Annotated in this window: 22 protein-coding genes, 1 tRNA gene and 1 pseudogene; 10 read left to right on the forward strand and 14 right to left on the reverse strand. The window is 65.1% G+C overall.

The annotated features are described in order from the left end of the window. Positions 1-100, reverse strand: a 100-nt coding sequence (locus tag FUT88_RS00005; protein ID WP_147213292.1) for a LysR family transcriptional regulator, incomplete at its 3' end; no start/stop codon positions are given. Positions 101-228: 128 nt separating this feature from the next. Between FUT88_RS00005 and ilvD (FUT88_RS00010) the strand changes: the two genes are divergently transcribed. Then, positions 229-1,902 (forward strand): dihydroxy-acid dehydratase, encoded by a 1,674-nt coding sequence (gene ilvD, locus FUT88_RS00010; protein WP_147213293.1) that lies wholly within the window; start codon positions 229-231, stop codon positions 1,900-1,902. A gap of 55 nt (positions 1,903-1,957) precedes the next feature. Here the strand turns inward: ilvD (FUT88_RS00010) and FUT88_RS00015 are convergent, their stop codons facing one another. From FUT88_RS00015 to FUT88_RS00025, 3 genes are read right to left on the reverse strand one after another with little or no spacing between them, the layout of a single operon-like run. Then, positions 1,958-2,383: a DUF2486 family protein gene (locus tag FUT88_RS00015; RefSeq protein WP_147213294.1), complete on the reverse strand. Its 426-nt coding sequence runs from the start codon at positions 2,381-2,383 to the stop codon at positions 1,958-1,960. After that, positions 2,380-2,808 (reverse strand): DNA polymerase III subunit chi, encoded by a 429-nt coding sequence (locus tag FUT88_RS00020; protein ID WP_147213295.1) that lies wholly within the window; start codon positions 2,806-2,808, stop codon positions 2,380-2,382. Before FUT88_RS00020 ends, FUT88_RS00015 begins: the two co-directional genes overlap by 4 nt. A 22-nt stretch (positions 2,809-2,830) precedes the next feature. Continuing rightward, positions 2,831-4,339 carry a leucyl aminopeptidase gene (locus FUT88_RS00025; protein ID WP_147213296.1) on the reverse strand — a complete coding sequence of 503 codons (1,509 nt, stop codon included), beginning with the start codon at positions 4,337-4,339 and terminating at the stop codon, positions 2,831-2,833. Positions 4,340-4,473: 134 nt separating this feature from the next. Between FUT88_RS00025 and lptF the strand changes: the two genes are divergently transcribed. The 3 genes from lptF to FUT88_RS00040 are packed head-to-tail and all read left to right on the forward strand — an operon-like array spanning position 4,474 to position 7,156. Then, positions 4,474-5,592, forward strand: a complete 1,119-nt coding sequence (gene lptF, locus FUT88_RS00030; protein ID WP_147213297.1) for an LPS export ABC transporter permease LptF — start codon at positions 4,474-4,476, stop codon at positions 5,590-5,592. Then, complete coding sequence (gene lptG, locus FUT88_RS00035) at positions 5,592-6,785, forward strand: LPS export ABC transporter permease LptG (protein WP_147213298.1); 1,194 nt, start codon at positions 5,592-5,594, stop codon at positions 6,783-6,785. Before lptF ends, lptG begins: the two co-directional genes overlap by 1 nt. After that, positions 6,785-7,156 carry a sirohydrochlorin chelatase gene (locus FUT88_RS00040; protein WP_147213299.1) on the forward strand — a complete coding sequence of 124 codons (372 nt, stop codon included), beginning with the start codon at positions 6,785-6,787 and terminating at the stop codon, positions 7,154-7,156. Before lptG ends, FUT88_RS00040 begins: the two co-directional genes overlap by 1 nt. Positions 7,157-7,166: 10 nt before the next feature. Here FUT88_RS00040 and FUT88_RS00045 read toward each other — a convergent pair whose 3' ends face one another. Both FUT88_RS00045 and FUT88_RS00050 read right to left on the reverse strand, forming a co-directional pair. Next, positions 7,167-7,568, reverse strand: a complete 402-nt coding sequence (locus tag FUT88_RS00045) for a 5-carboxymethyl-2-hydroxymuconate Delta-isomerase (protein ID WP_147213300.1) — start codon at positions 7,566-7,568, stop codon at positions 7,167-7,169. Positions 7,569-7,597: 29 nt separating this feature from the next. Further along, entirely contained in the window at positions 7,598-8,494 is an 897-nt protein-coding gene (locus tag FUT88_RS00050; RefSeq protein ID WP_147213301.1) for a LysR family transcriptional regulator, read from the reverse strand. Between the two features lie 124 nt (positions 8,495-8,618). Between FUT88_RS00050 and FUT88_RS00055 the strand changes: the two genes are divergently transcribed. Beyond that, positions 8,619-9,635: a zinc-dependent alcohol dehydrogenase family protein gene (locus tag FUT88_RS00055; protein ID WP_147213302.1), complete on the forward strand. Its 1,017-nt coding sequence runs from the start codon at positions 8,619-8,621 to the stop codon at positions 9,633-9,635. A 7-nt stretch (positions 9,636-9,642) separates the two neighbouring features. On the opposite strand, the gene cobA is transcribed toward FUT88_RS00055, so the two are convergent. From cobA to FUT88_RS00090, 7 genes and pseudogenes are all read right to left on the reverse strand, one after another. Next, positions 9,643-10,449, reverse strand: a complete 807-nt coding sequence (gene cobA, locus FUT88_RS00060; RefSeq protein ID WP_147213303.1) for a uroporphyrinogen-III C-methyltransferase — start codon at positions 10,447-10,449, stop codon at positions 9,643-9,645. A gap of 55 nt (positions 10,450-10,504) precedes the next feature. Further along, positions 10,505-11,812: a sulfate adenylyltransferase subunit 1 gene (locus FUT88_RS00065; protein ID WP_147213304.1), complete on the reverse strand. Its 1,308-nt coding sequence runs from the start codon at positions 11,810-11,812 to the stop codon at positions 10,505-10,507. A gap of 2 nt (positions 11,813-11,814) precedes the next feature. Next, complete coding sequence (cysD, locus tag FUT88_RS00070; RefSeq protein WP_147213305.1) at positions 11,815-12,765, reverse strand: sulfate adenylyltransferase subunit CysD; 951 nt, start codon at positions 12,763-12,765, stop codon at positions 11,815-11,817. A gap of 20 nt (positions 12,766-12,785) precedes the next feature. Beyond that, positions 12,786-13,612, reverse strand: a pseudogene (locus FUT88_RS00075) (phosphoadenylyl-sulfate reductase). Then, positions 13,609-14,154: a DUF934 domain-containing protein gene (locus FUT88_RS00080; protein ID WP_147213306.1), complete on the reverse strand. Its 546-nt coding sequence runs from the start codon at positions 14,152-14,154 to the stop codon at positions 13,609-13,611. Before FUT88_RS00080 ends, FUT88_RS00075 begins: the two are co-directional and overlap by 4 nt. 18 nt (positions 14,155-14,172) lie before the next feature. Next, entirely contained in the window at positions 14,173-15,834 is a 1,662-nt protein-coding gene (locus FUT88_RS00085; protein ID WP_147213307.1) for a nitrite/sulfite reductase, read from the reverse strand. A 127-nt stretch (positions 15,835-15,961) separates the two neighbouring features. Continuing rightward, positions 15,962-16,735, reverse strand: coding sequence for a sulfite exporter TauE/SafE family protein (locus FUT88_RS00090; RefSeq protein WP_147213308.1), 774 nt, complete (start codon positions 16,733-16,735; stop codon positions 15,962-15,964). A 155-nt stretch (positions 16,736-16,890) separates the two neighbouring features. Between FUT88_RS00090 and FUT88_RS00095 the strand changes: the two genes are divergently transcribed. The 5 genes from FUT88_RS00095 to ilvD (FUT88_RS00115) all read left to right on the forward strand — a co-directional run bounded on the left by FUT88_RS00095 (position 16,891) and on the right by ilvD (FUT88_RS00115) (position 22,162). Then, positions 16,891-17,832, forward strand: a complete 942-nt coding sequence (locus tag FUT88_RS00095) for a CysB family HTH-type transcriptional regulator (RefSeq protein ID WP_147213309.1) — start codon at positions 16,891-16,893, stop codon at positions 17,830-17,832. 41 nt (positions 17,833-17,873) lie between these two features. Next, on the forward strand, positions 17,874-19,043 hold the full coding sequence (locus FUT88_RS00100; RefSeq protein WP_147213310.1) for an ABC transporter substrate-binding protein: 1,170 nt from the start codon (positions 17,874-17,876) through the stop codon (positions 19,041-19,043). A gap of 21 nt (positions 19,044-19,064) precedes the next feature. After that, positions 19,065-19,949, forward strand: coding sequence for an NAD(P)-dependent oxidoreductase (locus FUT88_RS00105; RefSeq protein ID WP_102066635.1), 885 nt, complete (start codon positions 19,065-19,067; stop codon positions 19,947-19,949). Positions 19,950-20,015: 66 nt separating this feature from the next. After that, positions 20,016-20,100: transfer RNA gene (locus FUT88_RS00110), tRNA-Leu, on the forward strand. A 202-nt stretch (positions 20,101-20,302) separates the two neighbouring features. Beyond that, on the forward strand, positions 20,303-22,162 hold the full coding sequence (ilvD, locus tag FUT88_RS00115) for a dihydroxy-acid dehydratase (protein ID WP_147213311.1): 1,860 nt from the start codon (positions 20,303-20,305) through the stop codon (positions 22,160-22,162). Positions 22,163-22,244: 82 nt separating this feature from the next. On the opposite strand, the gene dkgB is transcribed toward ilvD (FUT88_RS00115), so the two are convergent. After that, positions 22,245-23,051: a 2,5-didehydrogluconate reductase DkgB gene (gene dkgB / locus FUT88_RS00120; protein ID WP_147213312.1), complete on the reverse strand. Its 807-nt coding sequence runs from the start codon at positions 23,049-23,051 to the stop codon at positions 22,245-22,247. Between the last annotated feature and the right edge of the window lie 23 nt (positions 23,052-23,074).

Here is a 23,074-nt window from a genome sequence, read left to right on the forward strand (position 1 = left end):
GCGACAGCGGCGGCTGCGTCATCGAAAGCCGCTCGGCGGCGCGCCCGAAATGCAGTTCTTCGGCAACGGTCACGAAGTAGCGAAGCTGGCGCAGATCCATATCGGCAATTGATACTTTTTACGACTCAATAATCGCTCAATAATATATTTGACGCGCCATTTCTCCAAGCGCATGCTGGGCGCCAGGCAGTTGACTACAACGATAGTGCCGATCCCACGGAGACCCCCATGCCAGACAACAAGCGTTCCCAGCACATCACACAGGGCGTGGCGCGCTCGCCCAACCGCTCGATGCACTACGCGCTGGGCTACACGAAAGACGACTTCAACAATCCGATGATCGGCGTGGCCAACGGCCATTCGACCATCACGCCGTGCAACTCCGGCCTGCAAAAGCTGGCCGATGCCGCGGTGGCTGCCGTGAAGGACGCCCGCGCGAATCCGCAGACTTTCGGCACGCCCACCATTTCCGACGGCATGTCGATGGGCACGGAGGGCATGAAGTTTTCGCTGATCTCGCGCGAAGTGATTGCCGACTGCATCGAGACCTGCGTCAACGGCCAATGGATGGATGGCGTCGTCGTCATCGGCGGCTGCGACAAGAACATGCCCGGCGGCATGATCGCCCTGGCGCGCACGAATGTGCCGGGCATCTACGTGTACGGCGGCACCATCAAGCCGGGGCACTGGAAGGGCAAGGACCTGACCATCGTGTCGTCGTTCGAGGCCGTGGGCGAATTCACCGCCGGGCGCATGAGCGAGGAGGACTTCGAGGGCATCGAGAAAAACGCCTGCCCGTCGAGCGGTTCGTGCGGCGGCATGTACACGGCCAACACCATGAGTTCGTCGTTTGAAGCGCTGGGCATGTCGTTGCTGTATTCGTCGACGATGGCCAATCCCGATCAGGAGAAGGTCGACAGCGCCGCCGAATCCGCCCGCGTGCTGGTCGAAGCCGTGCGCCGCGATCTGAAGCCGCGCGACATCATCACGCGCAAGTCCATCGAAAACGCCGTGGCCGTCATCATGGCGACCGGCGGCTCGACCAACGCCGTGCTGCATTACCTGGCCATCGCCCACGCGGCCGAAGTGGAATGGACCATCGATGACTTTGAGCGCGTGCGCCAGCGCGTGCCGGTCATCTGCAACCTCAAGCCGTCGGGCCAGTACGTGGCGACCGATCTGCACGCCGCCGGCGGCATCCCGCAGGTCATGAAGATCCTGCTCAACGCCGGCCTGCTGCACGGCGATTGCATCACCATCACCGGCAAGACGCTGGCGGAAGAACTCGCCAACGTGCCCGACCAGCCGCGTGCCGATCAAAACGTGATCCTGCCGATCGACAAGGCGCTCTACAAGGAAGGCCACCTCGCCATCCTGAAAGGCAATCTTGCCGAGGAAGGCGCCGTGGCGAAGATCACCGGCCTGAAGAACCCGGTCATCACCGGCCCGGCGCGCGTGTTCGACGACGAGCAAAGCGCCATGAGCGCAATCCTGGGCGACCAGATCAAGGCCGGTGACATTCTCGTACTGCGCTATCTCGGGCCGAAGGGCGGTCCGGGCATGCCCGAGATGCTGGCCCCGACGTCGGCCATCATCGGCAAGGGCCTGGGCGAGTCGGTCGGCTTTATCACCGACGGGCGCTTCTCGGGCGGCACGTGGGGCATGGTGGTCGGGCACGTCGCACCGGAAGCGTACGTGGGCGGCACGATTGGCCTCGTGCACGACGGTGATTCGATCACCATCGATGCGCACCAGCGCCTGCTGCAGTTGAATGTGCCCGACGATGAGCTTGCCCGGCGCCGCGCCGTGTGGAAGCAACCCGCACCGCGCTACACGCGTGGCGTGCTGGCGAAGTTCGCGAAACTGGCAGCAACGGCTAGCAAGGGCGCGGTAACGGACTGAGTTGTTGGCGACACCCACAAAAAACCCGCCAGACGGCGGGTTTTTCTTTGTGCGATCAGCGATGCGGTGGCTTCTGCTGCGCGGCGAGCGCATCGTCCAGCGCGGCGCCCAGCCAATCCATCAGGCGGGCCTCCAGCGTGCGGGTCAATTCCGCTGCGAGCTGCTCACTCAGCAACGACAGGCGCGACTCCATGGCGGCACGGCACTGCGCTTCGATGAGCGCTGGCCATTCGGATTGGAAACGCCACATCACGTCGCCCATCACGCGGGCCGCGTCGGTGCCGGCGGGCGGCATGGCCGAAGTCGGCGCAAGGCCCTGCTCGCGCAGGGCGGGCGGCACATCTACGCCGGGAGCCGCAACGGGCGCGGGCGGCGTCGCGGCGGGCGCTGCCGTGGGCGCGGCATCCTCCAGCTCGACAATCTCCGTCAGAACTGGAATGTTGTTGTCCGCCTGGGACCCGGGATAGCGTCCGTCGGTCATGCGCGCCCCACGTCGTGGTGTTGGATCGGGTAACCGCGATCGCGGTAGAAACGGAAGCGATCGCGCGCAGCGGCGCGATCGGCATCGTCATCGCCCACGATCTCGATCAGCCGCTCGAAGCGCGCGAACAGCGGCGGCGGATCGAACGACAGGTTGACGAGGATGTCGTGATGCGGTGCGTCGTCCAGCGGCTCAGTTGCATCGGCCAGCAGGATGGGCGTCTGCGCGGCCAGCGGATGCCGCAGGCCGCAATGCGGCAGGAAATCGAGCTGGCTGAACGTCCACAACTGCGTGTCGAACGCTTGCAGCGCAGCCTGATCCCCGACCACGATCACCTTCTGGCCTGCGCCGTAGGCCTTGCGCACGAGCCGGCAGGCATACGCCAGCTTGACGGGCACATTGCTGTGGAAATCGACGCGGGTCATACGGTGCAGTGCCTCCGGCTCGTCAACCGCGGTCCATCAGGAAGCGCGTCAGCAGCGGTACCGGGCGGCCCGTGGCGCCCTTGGCCGCGCCGCTCTTCCACGCCGTGCCTGCGATGTCGAGGTGGGCCCAGTCGTACTTTTCAGTAAAGCGCGCCAGGAAGCAGGCGGCCGTCACGCTGCCGGCCGGGCGGCCGCCGATATTGCCCATGTCGGCAAAATTGGACTTGAGCTGTTCCTGGTATTCCTCGTCCAGCGGCATGCGCCACGCGGTGTCGAGCGACTGCTTGCCCGCCGCCACCAGGGCATCGGCCAGCGCATCGCTGCGGGCGTACATGCCGGTGTTGATGTGGCCCAGCGCGATGATGCAGGCGCCCGTGAGCGTTGCCACGTCGATCACCACGGCCGGCTTGAAGCGCTCCACGTAGGTGAGCGCATCGCACAGGATCAGGCGGCCTTCGGCATCGGTATTCAGGATCTCGATGGTTTGGCCCGACATGCTGGTCACCACATCGCCCGGCTTGGTGGCGACGCCGCTGGGCATGTTCTCGCAGGTCGGCACCACGGCGATGACGTTCTGCTTGAGGCCCATTTCGGCCACAGCACGCAGCGTGCCGAGCACGGAGGCAGCGCCGCACATGTCGTACTTCATCTCGTCCATGCCCTCACCCGGCTTGAGCGAGATGCCGCCCGTATCAAACGTGATGCCCTTGCCGACCAGCACCACCGGCGCCTGCTTGGCCGGGCCACCGTCGTAGCGCAGCACGATAAATGCCGGCGGCTCCACGCTGCCCTTCGTCACGGCCAGGAAAGCCCCCATCTTCAGGGCCTCGATCTGCTTGCGGCCGAGCACTTCCACCTTGAGCTTGAAATCCTTGGCGATCTGGCGTGCGGTATTGGCCAGGTACGTCGGCGTGCAGATGTTGGACGGCAGGTTGCCCAGGTCACGCGTGAGGTCCATGCCGTTGGCGATGGCGGTGCCGCGCGCTGCGGCCACGCTGGCGGCCTTGGCATCGGCAGTCGGCACGGCCAGCACCAGCTTGCGCAGACTGGTGCCGTTCTTGTCGCGCTTGCTCTTGAGTTCCGGATGGCGCTCGATGAAGCGGTAGCTGGCTTCGCGGATGAGCGTGACGGCGGTCAGCACGGCCCAGGCGGTGTCCTTGTCGCGCGCGGTGTGCTCGGTGAGCGTCCACGTCACGCTGGCGGCCTTGGTGCTGGCCAGCGCGCGCAGCGCTGTGCGCACGGCTTCGGCGTAGGCGCGGTCGGTGAAGTCGGCTTCCTTGCCCAGACCGACCAGCAGCACGCGCGCGGCGCCCACGCCGGCCACTTCGTGCAGCAGCAGCGACGTACCGCGCTTGCCCTCAAAGTCGCCCAGCTTGACGAGACGGGCAACCAGGCCCTTGGTGGCCACGTCCAGCGCCTTTGCGGCGCCGGCAAGGGTCTGCGACTCGAACAGACCGATCACGAGGCAATCGCTCTTGGCGGCCAGGGCGCCGGCTTTGGCCCAGTCCAGGGCTTTTGTGCTAAATTCCATCGCGCTTCTCTCTATGAGGCGAGTCAACGAAAGCCCACATTATCCGCCATTTTGCGCGGGGGCTCCGATGGAACCTAGATGGGCACGCATCGTCCCAACCTGGCCTAGACCTCGTCCTCCCTTCCCGCATCCGCATGATTTTCGAACAAGCCCTGCGACGCGAGCTGTCCTTTACTGCCGGCGCCGTCTTCCTCGTGCTGCTGACGTTCATGCTGACCACCCTGGTGATCCGCATTCTCGGCATGGCCGCCAACGGCGAGGCCAACCCGAATGACGTCCTGCTCCTCATCGGCCTCGCAACGCTGGGCTACCTGGCGATTCTGCTGTGCGCCACGCTCTTCATCTCGGTGTTGCTGGTGCTGACGCGCTGGTACAAGGATTCCGAGATGGTGGTGTGGTTCACCTCGGGCATCAGCCTGACGGATTTCATCCGCCCGGTGCTGCGCTTCTCGCTGCCGTTCATCGTGCTGGTGGCGTTGCTGGCGCTGTTCGGCTGGCCGTGGGCCAACCAGCAGAGCGCGCTGTTCCGAGACCGCTTCGAGCAGCGCGACGTGCTGTCGATGATCTCCGCCGGCCGCTTCATCGAGCCCGCGCACGGCAACTACGTGCTGTTCATCGAGGGCGTCGATAACGGCATGAAGCACGCCCGCAACCTGTTCGTCGCCAATGCGGAGCAGGACAAGATCGGCGTGGCGATGGCCAAGACGGGCGAATTCAAGACGATGCCCAACGGCGACCGCTTTGTGGTGCTCGACAAGGGCCGCCGCTATGAAGGCACCCCCGGCAAGCTCGACTACCGCATCGTCGAATTCGACAAATACGGCGTGAAGGTGGCCAACAAGCCGCCGCAGGCTGACGCCAACCTGCCGACCAAGAGCCGCTCCACGAAGGATCTGCTGGCCAACCCGACGCCCGAGAACCTCGGCGAACTGGTCTGGCGGATCGGCCTGCCGCTGCTGGCGCTGAACTTCGTGCTGATCGCCATTCCGCTGGCCTACGTCAACCCGCGCCTGGGCCGCTACACGCCAATGATCTTCGCGGTGCTGATCTACCTGACGTATTCGAACCTGCTGAACCTGTCGCAGGCGTGGGTCTCGCAGGGCAAGATGAATGTGTTCATGGCCTGGTGGCCGATCCACCTGGTCGCCTTCATCTGCGCGGTGCTGCTGTTCCGCTTCCGGCATTACAGCGCGGCCGGCCTGAAGGGGATTTCCGCCCTGCTCGGCTTCGCACCCAAGAAGGCGGGTGCGTGATGAAGATGCCGGTCTACGAGAAATACTTCGCGCGCCAGATCTACGGCGTATTCGTCTTCATCCTGTTTGCGGTGCTGGCGCTGTTCATCTTCTTCGACATGCTGGGCGAGCTGGGCTCGGTGGTCGGACGCTACACCACGCTCGTTGCCTTCTTCCACGTGATGCTGCAGGCGCCGACACGCGTGTATGAAGTGATTCCGGTGGCGGCGCTCATCAGCGCCATCTATGTGTTTTCGCAGATGGCGAGCCAGTCGGAATTTACGATCTTTCGCGTGGCGGGGCTCGATACACGCCGCGCGCTGCTGTCGTTGTTCAAGATTGCACTGCCGCTGGCACTGGTGACGTACATCTTTGGTGAATTCATCGGCCCGAAGGCCGAAGAGTACGCACAGAAGGTGCGACTGGAAGCGCTGGGGGCGACGGTGTCGGCCGGGTTCCGCTCGGGCGTCTGGGTGAAGGATCGCGGCCCCGCCAAGCCGGACGGCACGGGCGGCGAAGTCACCCGCTTCGTCAATGTCGGGTCGCTGCAACCCGACCAGTCCATCAAGGGGCTGCGCATCTATGAATTCGATTCGGACTACCGCCTGAGTTCGATTCGCGTAGCGGAGCAGGCGCGCTATCAAGGCCACCAGAACTGGCAACTGAATGGCGTGACGGAGACGCGCTTCATTGAATTCCCGCGCAAGCCGGGCACCGTCGCCCCGCAGGACACGGTGCAGGCCGTGCCCGGCGCTCCCGATGCGTTGGCGCCCGACTTCCGCGGCGAGCAAACCAAGCTGCCGCAGCAGGAGATGCGATCCGAGCTGACGCCGCAGATCCTGTCGGTGCTGATGGTGACGCCTGACCGCATGGCCACGCTGGACCTCTTCCAGTACATCCGCCACCTGCGCGACAACAAGCAGGACACGCAGCGCTACGAGATCGCGCTGTGGAAGAAGGTGGTCTACCCGTTCACCGTGCTGGTGATGATGGCGCTGGCGCTGCCTTTTGCGTACCTGCATGCACGTGCGGGGGCGGTTGGCCTGAAGGTATTCGGCGGCATCATGCTCGGGTTGTCGTTCCAGCTCGTCAACAACCTCTTCTCGCACGTCGGCCTGCTGAACACTTGGCCGGCCATCTTCACGGCCATCGTGCCGGGCGCGCTGTATCTGGCACTGGCGCTGGTCAGCCTGCGCTGGGTGGAGCGCCACTGATGGCCGAGCGCGCGCTTGTCCTGTTCGCACACGGCGCTCGCGATGCCCGCTGGCGCGAACCATTCGATCGCCTGCAAGCGCGTTTGGCTGCACAGCAACCCGACGTCGACACGCGCCTCGCCTTTCTTGAACTGATGGCGCCCGATCTGCCGAGCACTATCGACGACCTGGCCGCAAGCGGCACACAGAGCATCACCATCGTGCCGGTGTTCTTCGGCCAGGGCGGACACCTGCGGCGCGACGTGCCGGCGCTGGTCGCGCAATGCGCGCAGGCCCACCCCGCACTCTCCATCCGCTGCGTCGACGCCGTTGGCGAAGACGACGCCGTGCTCGACGCCATCGCGGGTTACTGCGTGCGGCAACTCGGCTAAGCCAGACGTCCTACCGCGGTTCCGCGACGCGCGCAAAACGCGCATGCACGTTGTTCTCGACGTGAAAGCCATGCGGGTCAAACTCCACCAACTCCAGTGTCAACCCGAGATAGCGGCGCGCAAATACGTCGGCCAGATGTGCGCGCATGGCGGCGAACATGGCTGCACAGATCGGCCCCGTCACGGCTTTTTGCCGGCCTGCCTTGATGCGGAAGGTCACGTGGATGAAGGCGTCATCTTCGGCGCCGTCGGCCATGCGGTACTGATCGAGGCGCAGCGCACGCGTGCGGATGCCGCCAACGGGAAACACATCCGCATGGCCGATCAGCACTTCGTTGAGCACGCGCATCAGCTCAGGAATGCGCGCATCGGCTTCGACATTGGCGGTGTATTCGATGATGACGTGCGGCATTCGCGGGCGTCCAGAGATGGCTTAGATGATTAACGCGCCGCTGCCGCCTCGGTGGACAGCGCGGCTTCAAGCGCATCCACCACACGTGCCAGGCGCCCCAGCGAGGGTGCGCGCTGCACGCAAACATCCCAGACGGAGGGCGCCGAGGCAAGCCTGTGCATTGACAGCGTGCCCTCGGCAATCTGCGGCTCGATCAGCCTCACCGGCGCGAAACCGAGCCCGAAACCCTCGGCCACCAGCGCGTGCTGCAGCGGCACCGATTGCACCTCGGCAGCCACGTTCGGCGTCAATCGATCGGCCTCGTAGCGGCCCAGCAGCCAAGCCCGCATCTCGCAGCCGGCCGGGTTCAGCACCCAGGCCTCGTCGGTCACTTGCGCCATCGACAGCGTGGCCGGCAGCTTGCGCGAGGGCGCGGCGATCAAGCGGACCGGCTCGGTGCCGATCACGCGGATGCCGGCATCGGCGTGGTAACCGCGCGCGCCGGACGGCGCCAGCCACAGCGCGGCGTCCAGCTCTGCGCGGTTGAGACGCTCTCGCAGCACGCCGCCCCACTCGCAACTCAACCGGAACGACACGGCCGGATAACGCTCGCGCAGACCAGCCAGCACGCGCGCAAACCGCGCATCGCCCACCGCGTGGCTCACGCCGACGCGCAGCACGCCCTCCGGCTCACCCGTTGCGCGCACGCTGCCGCGCAGGGCTTCGAACTCGCCAACGATGGTGCGGCACCGCGCGAGCACCGCTTCGCCCTCAGCTGTGAGTCGGAACGGCTTAACGCGACGGTCGAACAGCACCGTATCCAGCGCGCGCTCCAGCCGCTGAATCTGCTTGGTCACGGCCGGTTGCGTCAGCGGCAGGCGCTCGGCCACGCGGGCGATCGAGCCGGTCTGCGCCAACAACACAAAAGTGCGCATCTCCTCGAGCATGGCGATATTCCCAATCGTTATGTTTTTTCTGACCAAATTGAATTGGATTCATCTTAAGCCAGGCGCGACAGTATCGCCAGACGCGCCCTGCACACAGTCCGCTTCCACCGACAACGAGGAACCCATGAAAGCTCTGGCACTAACCGACGATTACGGCATTGACGCCCTGCGCGCCATCGAGCGCGACGACCCCACGCCGGGTCCCGACGAGATCATCGTGCACACGCGAGCCGCCTCATTGAACTACCGCGATCTGGAGATCGTTTCTGGCACGTTCTTCACGCGCTTTCCGCTGCCGCTGATCCCGTTGTCCGACGGCGTGGGCGAAGTCGTGGCGGTCGGCGACAACGTAACGCGGGTGCGCCTTGGCGACCGTGTCGCAGGCACCTTCTGGCAACGCTGGGACGGCGGCGACTTTCGCAATGCCGACACGCGGCGCATGCTCGGCGGCCCGATCGACGGCTGGCTGGCCGACACCATCCGCCTGGACGCGGGCGGCGCGGTGGTCGTGCCGCCGCACCTGAGCGACACCGAAGCCGCCACCCTGCCCTGCGCAGGCCTGACCGCGTGGCATTGCCTGATCGAAGCGGGCAGCCTGCAACCCGGCGAGACCGTGCTCGTGCAAGGCACGGGCGGTGTAGCGATGTTCGCGGTGCAGTTCGCATTGATGGCCGGCGCGCGGCCCATCGTGCTGTCGAGCAGCGACGCCAAGCTGGAGCGCGTCCGCCGGCTGGGTGTGCCCGCATCGGACACGATCAACTACCGCGTGACGCCCGAATGGCACGAACCGGTGCTCGCGCGCACGGACGGCCGCGGCGTCGATCACGTCATCGAAGTGGGTGGCGGGGGCACACTGCAGCGCTCGCTGAAAGCGTTGCGGGTTGGCGGGCAGATCCACTTGGTCGGCTATCTGGCCGGGCGCGAGGGTGGCGTGAATCCGCTGGAGATTTTCGCGCGCAAGGCGGTGATCCGGCCGGCGTCGGTCGGATCGCGCGCGTCGTTCGAGGCGATGAACCGGGCGCTGGCGGTGCACGGCTTGCGCCCGATCGTCGATCAGGTACGGCCGTGGCAGGAAGCGCGGGAAGCGTTCCGGGCGATGGACGCCGGAACGGTGTTCGGGAAGGTGGCGCTAGCGTTCTGAGCGTCGCTCAGGCGGCCAGGATGTGCGGCTCGCTGACGAGGACTTCCGGCGCGGATGCCGTAGCCCGCGCGGCAAACGCGTCGCCGATCATCAGCAGGCTCGGGTGTTCGGGGTTGATCCACTGCGCGGCGGCGCCATCGGCCATTTGCCGCAGCGTGAAACAGGCCGAGCGCTGCTCCGGTGTGGTTGCGGCCTCGACCACCCAGGCGGGCGTTGACGGCGCGCGGCCACGGGCGATCAGGTCCGCAGCGATGGAGGCGGCTTGATCACGGCCCATGTAGTAGACCAGCGAATCGGCCTGCGCCGCGGGTTCCGGCACGACGCTTTCGGGTTGCGGCGTATCCGGATCGGTCGCCTTGGCCTGCGTAACAAACGCGACGCTGCGAGCGACGCCGCGCTTGGTCAACGGCTGCCGGATAGCGGACGCAGCTGCCAGCGCGGCGGTAATGCCCGGCACGACTTCGTAGCCGATACCGGCCTGTTCGAGCGCCTGCAATTCCTCATCAGCCCGGCCAAACAGCATCGGATCGCCGCCCTTGAGGCGCACGACACGCTGGTACTTGGTGGCCAGATCGACGAGTTGGCGGTTGATGAAGCGCTGCGCGGTCGAGCGCTTGCCGCAGCGCTTGCCGACCGCAATCAGCACGGCCTGCGGGCAGTACTGGAGGACCTCCGGCGAGACCAGTGCGTCGTGCAGCACAACCTCGGCTTCGCCCAACAACCGTGCACCGCGCACCGTGATGAGGTCTGCGGCGCCAGGGCCCGCACCAATCAGGCTCACGTGGCCAAGCGTTTTGGGGGTCTTCGCTTCCATTGCCTAGGTTCCTTTGCTTTTTCCTGCGGGGCGCAACTTACGCGCCCCTTTCACATCAGGAAAATGCACGGATCATGCCAGCCGCCACCGTATGGTGCGTGGCTTCGTCCACCAGGATGAACGCGCCGGTGGCCGGGTTGTCGCCGTACGTATCGCAGACGATCGGCTTTTGCAGGCTGATGTTGACCGTGCCGATATCGTTGAGCGCGATCTGCTTGCGGCCAGTTTCGTGCGACAGCGTATGCACATCGAGCACGCGCTCCACGTCCGACACGCGTGCGAACACGGTGGACGTCGTGTGCTTCAGCACGTACTTGCGGGCCGGGTTCAGTTCGTGTTCGTCGAACCAGCACAGGTCCGCGTGCAGCTTCTTGGCAGCGTTGGCGGCAGTCGTCGGGGCTGCGACGATGGTGTCGCCGCGCGAGATGTCCACGTCGTCGGCCAGGCGCACGGTGATGGTCTCGCCGGGGCCGGCAGAAGCGGCTGCGCCATTGGGCGTCAGCACTTCGGCCACGGTCGTTTCGCGGTTCGCGGGCAGCACGCGCACGGCCTGGCCCACGCGCACGGTGCCGGCTTCGACGCGGCCCATGTAGCCGCGGAAGTCGTCCGCCTGCGAGCCGTCCTGGCGCGCCACCAGCTGCACCGGGAAGCGCAGCGCATCGTCGCCCACGGGCGCGGTCTCTTCCACCTTCAGGTCTTCGAGCAGCGCCAGCAGCGGCTCGCCCTGATACCACGGCATGGCTTCGGACGGATGCACGATGTTGTCGCCGCGCAGGGCCGAGACCGGCACGTAGCGCACGTCGCGTAGGCCGAGTTGTGCGGCCAGCGCATCGTAGGCGGTGCGGATTTCGTTGAAGCGCGCTTCGCTGTAGTCGACCAGGTCCATCTTGTTGATGGCCACGATCACGTGCTGCAGTTCGAGCAGCTTCACGATGGCCGAATGGCGCTTGGTCTGGGCCAGCAGCTCGGTCTTGCCGTCGACGGACGTCACGCGCGTCGCATCAATCAGGATGATGGCGGCGTGCGCGGTCGAGGCGCCCGTCACCATGTTACGCGTGTACTGCTCGTGGCCCGGCGTGTCGGCAATGATGAATTTGCGGCGCGCGGTCGAGAAATAACGGTACGCCACGTCGATCGTGATGCCCTGCTCGCGCTCGGCTTCAAGGCCGTCGGTCAGCAGCGAAAAATCGATCTGCTCGCCGGCAGTACGCTTGTTCTTGGCGTTGGCCAGCGCTTGCAGCTGGTCGGTCAGCACGGCCTTGCTGTCGTACAGCAGGCGACCGATCAGCGTGCTCTTGCCGTCGTCAACGGAACCGGCGGTGATGAAGCGCAGCAGGCCTTGGTGCGATGCTTGATTTGTCATGATCAGAAATACCCTTCCTTCTTGCGCTTTTCCATCGAGGCTTCGCTCGTCTGGTCGTCCATGCGCGTGGCGCCACGCTCGGTGATCTCGGTCACGGCCGTCTCGGCGATGATCTCGGCCGGCGTGGCGGCGGTGCTCGCCACGGGGCAGGTGCAGCTGATGTCACCCACGGTGCGGAAGCGCACCGACAGCACTTCGCTCACGTCGCCGTCGGCCTTGGGTGTGATCGGCGTAACCGGCACCAGCAGGCCGTTCTTGCGCACGACTTCACGCTGATGCGCGTAGTAGATCGGCGGCAGGGCGAGGTTCTCGCGGGCGATGTACTGCCACACGTCGAGTTCCGTCCAGTTGGAAATCGGGAACACGCGCATCTGCTCGCCCTGCGCCATGCGGGCGTTGTACAGGCTCCAGAGTTCCGGGCGCTGCGCCTTCGGATCCCACTGACCGAATTCGTCGCGGAACGAAAAGATGCGTTCCTTCGCACGGGCCTTTTCTTCATCGCGACGGGCGCCGCCCATCAGGGCATCGAAACCGTTCGCTTCGATCGTTTCCAGCAGGGTGACGGCCTGTGCGGCGTTGCGAGAATCCGTTTCCTTGCGCAGGCGCACGGTGCCGCGCTTGATGGAATCTTCGACATGGCCGACCACCAGACGCGCGCCCAGCTTCGCAACCTGCTCGTCGCGGAAGGTGATCACTTCCGGGTAGTTGTGGCCCGTGTCGATATGCACCAGCGGGAACGGCAGCTCGATCTTGCGATCGCCCAGGCGGAAGGCCTTGAGCGCCAGATGCAGCATCACGATCGAATCCTTGCCGCCGGAAAACAGCAGCGCCGGGTTGCGGCACTCGGCCACCACCTCGCGGATGATGTAGATCGACTCGGCTTCCAGCCAGTCGAGGTGTTCGTTCTGCACGGGCGTCAAGGCCGTGCCGGGGATCTCGCTCATCACTCCCATGATTCTTCCTTCGCTTTCGCTCAATTCTTTTGCGACGGGCTCGTCGCCGAATTTGTCACCGCATTTGCCGCATGCAGACCGCATTCCTTGCTGTCGCGCGATTCCCACCACCACCGGCCGCGCGCACATCCTCGCCGGCGCGCACTGCGCGCGTGCAGGGCTCACAGCCGATGCTGGGATAGCCCTTGTCGTGCAGCGCATTGGTCGGCACGTTGTGCTGCTCGAGGTACGCCCAGACTTCCGCCTCGGACCAGTCGAACAGCGGGTTGTATTTGGCGATGCCGCGGGCCTCGTCATCTTCGGCAAACGGCAGATCAGCACGCGTGACGGCCTGTTCGCGGCGCTGGCCCGTGAGCCACGCGTCGGCGTCTTTGAGCGCGCGGTTCAGCGGCACCACCTTGCGGATGTTGCAGCACGCCTTGCGCAGCTCGATGCTGTCGTAAAAAGCGTTGAGGCCGTGGTCGCGCACGTAGGCTTCCACCGCGCGGGCGTCCGGCGCGTACTGCTCGATGGCATAACCGTAATGCGCCCGGACGCGATCGAGCATCTCCAGCGTTTCGGCGTGCAGACGGCCCGTCTGCAACGTGAAGATCGGCAGGTGCGCGCGCACGGCCTCGGGACTGCGCAGGATCGCATCGGTCACGACCATGTCTTCGGCAGCCAGGCTGGTGGCGAACTTCGCCACGCCGTGCTTGGCGGCGATCTCTGCCAGGCGCTCAAGCAGCGCAGCTTCCTTCGCGGCCAGGGCTTCAGCCGTGCCGGTGTAGGCCGGACGCGTCCAGAGCACCGGGCGACCGATTGCGGACACCGGCACTTCGGACACGCTCACGTCTTGCACGTCGCTCACGCGGCCTCCTGAACGGCACGCTCGCGGCGGAACAACGGACGCGGCTCGTCGACGGCACCTTGGTAGCGCACGCTGATCTCGCCGAAGCCATTCAGTGCATCATCGATGTTCTTGTCTGCGCGCACGGCATAGGCGTCGAAACCGCAACGGCGCATGAAGTCGAGTTGGTCGCGCAGCACGTCGCCGATGGCGCGCAGCTCGCGCGTGAAGCCCAGGCGCTGGCGCAGCAGGAAGGCGGTGCTGTAGCCGCGGCCATCGCGGAAGACCGGGAAATCCACCGCCACCAGGGACAGGTTCGGCAGGTCTGCCTCCAGCGCGAACGGCTCATCGTCCGGAGCCAACCAGACGGCCAGCGTGCCGGCGCGCGCGCGGCCGAGCAGTGCGTCACGATGGGCTTGCCAATAGGCCAGCGGCACGATGGCGTGCGCGGCGGCGTCCACATCGGCTTGCGTCAACTCGCCGCCTTCCGGCGCGCGCAGCACGGTCCATTCGTCAGCCACGATTTTCGGGGCACCGTTTTGCAGCTTGATGATCTTGCTCATGTTCGTTTCCCTCGGCATTCAGGCTTCTGCACGGGCGTAGACGCGTTCCTTGAACGGGGCCATGCCGATGCGGTGGTAGGTGTCGATGAACAGCTCGTCTTCCCTGCGGTTGGCGACAAAGGTGTCGATGATGCGTTCGATCACGTCAGGCATCTCCTCGGCCTTGAACGACGGCCCGATGATCTTGCCGATCGCCGAATCGTTGCCCTGGGCGCCGCCCAGCGACACCTGGTACCACTCTTCGTCGTGCTTATCGACACCGAGGATGCCGATGTTGCCGACGTGGTGGTGGCCGCACGAGTTGATGCAACCCGAGATGTTGAGCGACAGCTCGCCGAGGTCGTGCACGTAATCGAGATCGTCGAAACGCGCCTGGATCGCCTGCGCGATGGGGATCGACTTGGCGTTGGCCAGCGAGCAGAAATCGCCGCCCGGGCACGCAATGATGTCGGTCAGCAGACCGATGTTGGCGGTGGCCATGCCGTGTTCCTTGGCGAGTTGCCACAGCGCGAACAGGTCGTGCTTCTTCACGTCCGGCAGGATCAGGTTCTGCTCGTGCGCGACACGCAGTTCGCCAAAGCCGAAGCGCTCGGACCAATCCGCCACCAGCGCCATTTGCTCGGCCGTCGCATCACCCGGGGGCAGCGCCACGCCCGGCTTGAGCGACAGCGTGACCGCGGCGTAGCCCGGCACGCGGTGCGGATGCACGTTGCGGCTCACCCAGCGGGCGAACGCCTTGTTCTCCAGGAGTGCCTTTTCATAGGCGGCGTCGGTGTCGGCCAGCTTTTCGTAGGCGGGCGGCGCAAAGAATTGCGCCACGCGGTCGAACTCGGCCTGCGGGATGGTCGACGGGCCGTCCTTGATGTGCTGCCACTCTTCTTCCACTTGGCGGGCGAATTCTTCCGCGCCGATGGCCTTCACGAGAATCTTGATGCGCGCCTTGTACTTGTTGTCGCGGCGGCCGTAGCGGTTGTACACGCGCACGGCGGCCTCGATGTACGACAGCATGTGCTGCCACGGCAGGTCTTCCTTGATGATCGCGCCCAGGATCGGGGTGCGGCCCATGCCGCCGCCGGCCAGGATGCGCAGCAGCGTCTGGCCGTCCTTCTCATAGGCATAGACGCCGATGTCGTGCATTTGCGTCACGGCGCGGTCTTCACGCGAGGCCGACACGGCAATCTTGAACTTGCGCGGCAGGAAGGCGAATTCAGGAATGAACGTCGACCATTGGCGAAGGATTTCCGCCAGCGGACGCGGATCGACGAACTCATCCGGCGCGATGCCGGCAAACTGGTCGGTCGTGATGTTGCGAATGCAGTTGCCCGAGGTCTGGATGGCGTGCATCTCGACCGAGGCCAGCTTGGCGAGGATGTCGGGCACCTGCTCCAGCTCGATCCAGTTGTACTGGATGTTCTGGCGCGTGCTGAAGTGGCCGTAGCCGCGATCATGCTCGGCGGCGATGTGGCTGAGCATGCGCAGTTGCTTAGCGCGCAGGTGGCCATACGGAATCGCCACGCGCAGCATGTAGGCGTGGCGCTGGTAGTACAGACCATTCTGCAGACGCAGCGGCAGAAACTCTTCTTCCGTCAGTTCGCCCGAAATGCGGCGGCGCACCTGGTCGCGGAATTGCGCGACGCGGTCGGCGACGAGGCGGTGATCGTAAGCGTCGTATTGGTACATGACTGTTCAGTCCAATCCGGCTGGGCCGGCGTGCGATTCAATTGGGGGAAACGGTTCTTTGTGTGGCTGCTGCCGTCGGTTCAACGACAGCAGCAACAACCAAGCAGGGCCGGCATGAAATCACGCATCACGACACCAGCTTGATGGCCGTGATCGTCAGCGTGGCGGCAAGCGCGCCGCGCACCAGACGTTCCGGCAGATTCTTGGACAGGCGCGCCCCCAGCCAGATACCCGGGATGGAGCCCACCAGCAGCGACACCAGCAGGTTCCAGTCGATCGTGCCCAGGTACATATGGCCCAGGCCCGCCACGGCGGTCAGCGGCACCGCATAGGCGATGTCGGTACCAGCCACTTCGGCGCTCTTCAATTCGGGATACAGGACGAGGATGAGGGTCGCGCCAACGGCACCGGCGCCAATGGACGACACCGTCACCAGCACACCCAGGACCGCGCCAACGACAACGGTGGCCACGGCCAGCGCCGAGCCTTGGAGGCGATAGCGCGGGTTGCGGGCCAACCAGCCCAGCACGCGCTGGCGGAACAGCAGCGAAATCACGGTCAGGATGACGGACACACCAATCGTCAGGCGAATCAGGTGCATCCATTCAGCGTCGAGGTTGCCGGCGTTCTTCAGCACGATCACGGTCACCAGCGCCGCGGGGAGGCTGCCCAGGCAGAGGCGCTTGACGATGTCCCAGCGGACATGGCCGTGGCTGCGGTGCGCGATCGTGCCGACGCCCTTGGTCAACGAAGCGAATGCCAGGTCAGTGCCCACGGCGGTCGCCGGCGAAAAGCCGAACATCAGCGTCAGCAGCGGTGTCATCAGCGAGCCGCCGCCAACGCCCGTCAGGCCGACCAACAGGCCGACCAGCAAACCGGAAACCGTATAGGCGAGCGTCATGGCGCGGGAGACAGTGAGGGCGTGTTATCACGAAGTTCGAGCATCGTAATGAACTGGCCTCATATCCCAAACCAATAAAAAATTGTTTGTTTATATGGTGTCGGTTATAAGTAGCGTTCAGTTCGCACCCGTTCTTCTTTATCGACCGCGCAGCCATGAACCTTCACCAATTCCGCTTCGTGCGCGAAGCCGTGCGGCAGAAATTCAACCTGACAGAGGCCGCAAAAGCGCTCTATACATCACAACCCGGCGTCTCCAAGGCCATCATCGAGCTGGAAGAAGAGCTGGGCGTCGATATCTTCACCCGGCACGGCAAGCGCATCCGGGGCCTCACAGAGCCCGGCCGACGCATCCTCGCCTCCGTCGAGCGCGTCCTGGAAGAGGTCGAAACCCTCAAGCGCGTGGGCAAGGATTACGCCGCGCAGGACCAGGGCAACTTCACCATCGCCACCACGCATACGCAGGCGCGCTACGCGCTGCCCAAGGCGATTGCCGAGTTCACGCGCAAATACCCCAAGGTGCGCCTTTCCATTCAGCAGGGCACGCCCGCGCAGATTGCCGAGATGGTGCTGCACGACCAGGCCGACCTTGCCATCGCCACCGAGGGCATGTCGCACGTGAAGGATCTGATCTCGATCCCGGGCTACCAGTGGCAGCATGTGGTGGTAACGCCGCCCGATCATCCGCTTCTGTCTCGCCAGCACCTGACGCTGGAAGACCTGAAGGGTTATCCGCTCATCACGTACGACCAGCACTTTGCCGGGCGCCCCAAGATCGACCACGCCTTCGAACTGCGGCAGATCAAGCCCGACATCGTGCTCGAAGCCATCGACGCGGACGTCATCAAGACGTACGTGGAAGTGGGCCTGGGTGTGGGCATCGTGGCCGGCGTCGCGTTTGACGCCGAGCGCGACCGCAACCTGCGCGCCATTCCGGCCGGGCACCTGTTCGGCACCAACGTCACGCATCTGGGCGTCAAACAAGGCGCGTACCTGCGCGGCTTCGTCTACACCTTCATCGAACTGTTTGCGCCGACGCTCACGCGCAAGCTGGTCGAACAACTCATGTCCGGCGATCACGAAGCGTACGAGCTTTGATCCGCCGGCAATCTGCAACACTCGAACCTCCCGGAGATTCCATGACGACCCGACGTCGCCTGCTGTGCGGCATGGCGCTCTTTGCCAGCGCTGCCGCCATCGCCCTGCCCGCCCAAGCGGACATCCGCGTGGGTGTGGTGTTGTCCACCACCGGCCCCGCCGCGGCCATCGGCATTCCCAGCAAGAACACCGTACAGATGTGGCCGGCGACCATCGGCGGCCAGCGCGCGCAGGTCATCGTGCTGGACGATGCCTCCGACCCGTCGATGGCGGTGCGCAACGTGCGCAAGCTGATCGCCGAAGACAAGGTCGATGTCATCGTCGGCCCGACGATCGTGCCGACGGCGCTGGCCTCGCTCGATGCCGTAGCCGAGGGGCAAACGCCGATGATCACGCTGGCAGCGTCCGCCTCCATCGTCGAGCCGCAGGACGCCAAGCGGCGCTGGGCCTTCAAGATGCCGCAGAACGATTCGCAGATGGCCACGCTCGTCACCCAGCACATGGCGGACAACGGCGTGCACACCGTCGGCTTCATCGGCTTTACCGATGCGTATGGTGAGAGCTGGTGGCGTGAATTCTCGAAGCTGGCCGAGGTACGCAAGCTGCGCGTGGTGGCCAACGAGCGCTTTGCGCGCACAGATACCAGCGTGACGGGCCAGATCCTCAAGTTGATGGCGGCCAAGCCTGACGCCATCCTGATTGCCGGCGCCGGCACCCCGGCCGCCCTGCCCCAGCGCACGCTGGTCGAGCGCGGCTACAAGGGCCGCATTTACCAGACGCACGGCATCGCGAGCACCGAATTCCTCAAGGTGGGCGGCAAGGATGTGGAAGGCACGCTCTTCCCGACCGGCCCCGTGGTGGTGGCGCGCGAGTTGCCGGCCAGCCACCCGGTGCGCAAGGTGGCCGTGGAATTTGCCGATCGCTATGAAGCCAAGTACGGCGCGAACACCGTCACGCAGTTCGCGGGCGATGCATGGGGCGCGTGGCAGCTGCTCGACAATGCCACGGCGCGGGCGCTTAAGAGCGGCGCCACGCCGGGCACCCCCGCCTTCCGCGCCGCCTTGCGCGACGCGCTGGAAACCACGCGCGATCTGACCGTGCCCAACGGCGTGCTGAACCTGAATGCCCAGGATCACCAAGGCTTCGACCAACGTTCGCGCGTGATGGGCATCATCAAGAACGGCCGTTTCGCATACGCTGGCCCGCGCTAATCCAACACGCAGAGATTTGCCATGACACGCATTGCCTTCATCGGCCTCGGCAACATGGGCACGCCGATGGTCCAGCACCTGATTGCCGCCGGACACACCGTGCGCGCCTATGTGCGCCGTCCGGAAGCCGCCGACAACGCCCGCGCCCTCGGCGCCGAGCCCTGCAACACCCCCGCCGAAGCGGCGCGCGACGCGGAGGTGATCTTCACCAACGTCACGTCCACGGCCGATGTGGAAAGCGTGCTGCTCGGGCCGGACGGCGTCATCCATGGCGCGCCGCGTGGCGCGGTCTGCATCGATCACAGCACGATTTCCGCTGTGGCCACGCGCCGGATCGCAGCTGATCTGGAAGCGGCGGGCCTGGAGTTCCTCGATGCGCCGGTCTCAGGTGGCACCGCCGGCGCGCAGAAGGCCACGCTGTCGATCATGGTCGGCGGCAAGGCCGATGTGCTGGAACGCGTACGGCCGCTGCTCCAACTGCTCGGCACGACGATCACGCACGTCGGCGATCACGGCGCGGGCCAGGTCGCCAAGGCGTGCAACCAGATCGTGCAGGTCATCAACATCCAGGGCATTGCCGAAGCCATGCTGTTTGCACGCGCCCAAGGCACCGATCCGTCGCGCGTGCTGGCCGCCATCGGCCCGGGCTTTGCCGGCAGCCGCATGCTCGACCTGGAAGGGCCCAAGATGGCCGAGCGCAACTTTGCCGCCGGCATCGAAGCGCGCTTGCACGACAAGGATTTCGGCCTCGTGCGAGAGATCGCCCAGGAACTCGGCCTGCAGATGCCGGCGATGGAGCTGGTGGCTTCGCAGCTCAATACGCTGGTCGCCAATGGCTGGGGATATGACGATACGGCGTCGCTGCTGCGCGTGCTCGAGCAGCAGAACAACCAGCAGACGGATTGAACGTCTTCCGGCCCGCCTTGTTTGGCTGGCCGGACTTCTGGCATAATTGCCGGCTCATCAGCACCTGCCCGAGTGGTGAAATTGGTAGACGCAGGGGACTCAAAATCCCCCGCCGCAAGGCGTGCCGGTTCGATTCCGGCCTCGGGCACCAGAATTCAAGCCGCTTCTGTTCACGCAGAAGCGGCTTTTTCATTGGGCGTTCGGCAACGCGATGACAGCCGGCAACACGCCCCGCGTGGCGTGGGATAATGGCGGTTTTGCCCCGGGCGCGGCTCAAGAGGTTGATCGCACGGGCGCGCGAGGGCCTTTATCCGCGTGGCCCGCCCCACCATCGACTTTCTTCAGCACCCAAAATGCCCGCATACCGTTCCAAAACCTCCACCGCCGGCCGCAACATGGCGGGGGCACGCTCGCTCTGGCGCGCCACCGGCATGAAAGACGAAGACTTCCAGAAGCCGATCATCGCGGTGGTCAACTCGTTCACCCAGTTCGTTCCCGGCCACGTGCACCTGAAAGACCTGGGCCAGCTCGTCGCGCGCGAGATCGAAGCCGCGGGCGGTGTTGCCAAGGAATTCAACACGATTGCCGTGGATGACGGCATCGCCATGGGCCACGACGGCATGCTGTATTCGCTGCCCAGCCGCGACATCATTGCCGACTCGGTCGAATACATGGTCAACGCGCACTGCGCCGATGCCATGGTCTGCATCTCGAACTGCGACAAGATCACCCCGGGCATGCTGATGGCCGCGATGCGCCTGAACATTCCCGTGATCTTCGTCTCGGGCGGCCCGATGGAAGCAGGCAAGACGCGCCTGGCCAACCCCGTCACCAAGGCCATCGAGATCAAGAAGCTGGACCTGATCGACGCGATGGTGATCGCAGCCGACAGCAAGTATTCCGACGAGGAAGTTGCAGAAGTCGAGCGCTCGGCTTGCCCGACCTGCGGTTCGTGCTCGGGCATGTTCACGGCCAACTCGATGAACTGCCTGACCGAGGCGCTCGGCCTGTCGCTGCCCGGCAACGGCACCGTGGTCGCCACGCATGCAGACCGCGAACAGCTCTTCAAGCGCGCCGGCCGCCGCATCGTTGAACTGGCCCGCCAGTACTACGAGCAGGAAGACGAGCGCGTGCTGCCGCGTTCGGTCGGCTTCAAGGCCTTTGAGAACGCCATGACGCTCGACATCGCGATGGGCGGCTCGACGAATACGATCCTCCACCTGCTGGCCATCGCGCAGGAAGCTGAGATCGACTTCACGATGGCGGACATCGACCGCCTTTCGCGCGTCGTGCCGCAGCTGTGCAAGGTTGCGCCGAATACGAACAAGTACCACATCGAAGACGTGCACCGCGCGGGCGGCATCATGGCCATCCTCGGTGAGCTGGACCGCGCCGGCAAGCTGCACACCGACGCACCCACCGTGCACGCGCCCACGATGAAGGACGCGCTGGACAAGTGGGACATCGTCCGCACGTCGGACGAAGCCGTGCAGACGTTCTACCGTGCCGGCCCTGCCGGTATCCCGACGCAGGTCGCGTTCAGCCAGAACACGCGCTGGCCGAGCCTGGACCTGGACCGCGCCGAGGGCTGCATCCGCTCGCACGAACATGCGTTCTCCAAGGAAGGCGGCCTGGCCGTGCTGAGGGGCAACATCGCGCTGGACGGCTGCGTGGTGAAGACCGCCGGCGTGGACGAAAGCATCCTCGTGTTCGAAGGCACGGCGCACGTGACGGAATCGCAGGACGAAGCGGTCGAGAACATCCTGGCCGACAAGGTCAAGGCCGGCGACGTGGTGGTCGTGCGTTACGAAGGCCCGAAGGGCGGCCCCGGCATGCAGGAAATGCTGTACCCGACGAGCTATATCAAGTCCAAGGGCCTGGGCAAAGCCTGTGCGCTGCTGACGGATGGCCGCTTCTCGGGCGGTACGTCGGGCTTGTCGATCGGTCACTGCTCGCCGGAAGCGGCTGCAGGTGGCGCCATCGGCCTGGTGCGCAACGGCGACAAGATCCGCATCGACATCCCCAACCGCACGATCAACGTGCTGGTGTCGGATGAAGAACTCGCGCGTCGCCGCGAAGAGCAGAACGCCAAGGGCTGGAAGCCTGCGCAGCCGCGTCCGCGCAAGGTGTCGGCCGCGCTCAAGGCGTACGCCAAGCTGGTCATGTCGGCGGACAAGGGCGCCGTGCGCGACCTGTCGCAACTGGACGACTGATGCAACGCGGGCCAAGCGCTCGTCACCGTGAAAAAAGCCGCTCTTCGGAGCGGCTTTTTCTATTGCGTCGGTAGCGCGACGTTCAATCCCACTGCGGCGCCAGCCCGTCTGGTGAAACCTCGCGGCCGTTGCGCTCAAGCGCGGCAATCTGCGCCATGTCGTCGGCGGTCAGTTGCAGCGTTTGTGCGCGCAGGTTGCTCGCAAGATTTTCACGCTTGGTCGACGACGGGATCACCGAATAGCCCAGCTGCATCGCCCAGGCCAGCGCCACCTGCGCCGGCGTCGCCTCGTGCCGCTGTGCAATCGCGCCGATCACCGGATCGCCCAGCACCTTGCCGTAGGCGAGCGTCATGTACGACGTGACGTGAATGCCCTCGTGCTGCAAGAAATCGACGAGCTTGCGGTTCTGCAGATACGGGCTCAGCTCAATCTGGTTCGTCGCGATGGCGTCTTTGCCGACCGCGGCCATCGCTTGCTGCGTTAGCGCGATGTTGAAGTTCGAGACGCCGATCTCGCGCGTCAAACCCCGGGCCTTGGCGTCTGCCAGCGCAGTCATGAATTCTTCGAGCGACACGCCGTTGTTGGGCGCAGGCCAGTGGATCAGCGTGAGGTCGACGTAATCGGTACGCAGCTTGGCGAGGCTGTCTTCGAGGCTCGGCGCCAGCTTGTCCTTGGCGTAGTTGTCGACCCAGATCTTGGTCGTGAGGAAGAGGTCTTCGCGGCGCACGCCTGAGCCGGCAATCGCCTCGCCCACGTCGGCTTCGTTGCCGTAGATCTGCGCCGTGTCGATTGCGCGGTAGCCGAGTTCGAGGCCGTTGCGGACCGAGTCGATGACGACCTGGCCCTTCAGGCGAAACGTGCCGAGGCCGAAAGCGGGAATCTTGTTCATCTTGCGCTCCAAGGAAAATCGAA

It is taken from the genome of Ralstonia sp. TCR112, from assembly GCF_007997035.1.
In the GTDB taxonomy this organism is placed as follows: Bacteria; Pseudomonadota; Gammaproteobacteria; order Burkholderiales; family Burkholderiaceae; genus Ralstonia; species Ralstonia edaphi.

Coding starts and splice junctions, on each gene's coding strand:
- ilvD (WP_147213293.1), top strand. CDS start 229: ATGCCAGACAACAAGCGTTCCCAGCACATCACACAGGGCGTGGCGCGC.
- FUT88_RS00015 (WP_147213294.1), bottom strand. CDS start 2,383: ATGACCGACGGACGCTATCCCGGGTCCCAGGCGGACAACAACATTCCA.
- FUT88_RS00020 (WP_147213295.1), bottom strand. CDS start 2,808: ATGACCCGCGTCGATTTCCACAGCAATGTGCCCGTCAAGCTGGCGTAT.
- FUT88_RS00025 (WP_147213296.1), bottom strand. CDS start 4,339: ATGGAATTTAGCACAAAAGCCCTGGACTGGGCCAAAGCCGGCGCCCTG.
- lptF (WP_147213297.1), top strand. CDS start 4,474: ATGATTTTCGAACAAGCCCTGCGACGCGAGCTGTCCTTTACTGCCGGC.
- lptG (WP_147213298.1), top strand. CDS start 5,592: ATGAAGATGCCGGTCTACGAGAAATACTTCGCGCGCCAGATCTACGGC.
- FUT88_RS00040 (WP_147213299.1), top strand. CDS start 6,785: ATGGCCGAGCGCGCGCTTGTCCTGTTCGCACACGGCGCTCGCGATGCC.
- FUT88_RS00045 (WP_147213300.1), bottom strand. CDS start 7,568: ATGCCGCACGTCATCATCGAATACACCGCCAATGTCGAAGCCGATGCG.
- FUT88_RS00050 (WP_147213301.1), bottom strand. CDS start 8,494: ATGCTCGAGGAGATGCGCACTTTTGTGTTGTTGGCGCAGACCGGCTCG.
- FUT88_RS00055 (WP_147213302.1), top strand. CDS start 8,619: ATGAAAGCTCTGGCACTAACCGACGATTACGGCATTGACGCCCTGCGC.
- cobA (WP_147213303.1), bottom strand. CDS start 10,449: ATGGAAGCGAAGACCCCCAAAACGCTTGGCCACGTGAGCCTGATTGGT.
- FUT88_RS00065 (WP_147213304.1), bottom strand. CDS start 11,812: ATGACAAATCAAGCATCGCACCAAGGCCTGCTGCGCTTCATCACCGCC.
- cysD (WP_147213305.1), bottom strand. CDS start 12,765: ATGGGAGTGATGAGCGAGATCCCCGGCACGGCCTTGACGCCCGTGCAG.
- FUT88_RS00080 (WP_147213306.1), bottom strand. CDS start 14,154: ATGAGCAAGATCATCAAGCTGCAAAACGGTGCCCCGAAAATCGTGGCT.
- FUT88_RS00085 (WP_147213307.1), bottom strand. CDS start 15,834: ATGTACCAATACGACGCTTACGATCACCGCCTCGTCGCCGACCGCGTC.
- FUT88_RS00090 (WP_147213308.1), bottom strand. CDS start 16,735: ATGACGCTCGCCTATACGGTTTCCGGTTTGCTGGTCGGCCTGTTGGTC.
- FUT88_RS00095 (WP_147213309.1), top strand. CDS start 16,891: ATGAACCTTCACCAATTCCGCTTCGTGCGCGAAGCCGTGCGGCAGAAA.
- FUT88_RS00100 (WP_147213310.1), top strand. CDS start 17,874: ATGACGACCCGACGTCGCCTGCTGTGCGGCATGGCGCTCTTTGCCAGC.
- FUT88_RS00105 (WP_102066635.1), top strand. CDS start 19,065: ATGACACGCATTGCCTTCATCGGCCTCGGCAACATGGGCACGCCGATG.
- ilvD (WP_147213311.1), top strand. CDS start 20,303: ATGCCCGCATACCGTTCCAAAACCTCCACCGCCGGCCGCAACATGGCG.
- dkgB (WP_147213312.1), bottom strand. CDS start 23,051: ATGAACAAGATTCCCGCTTTCGGCCTCGGCACGTTTCGCCTGAAGGGC.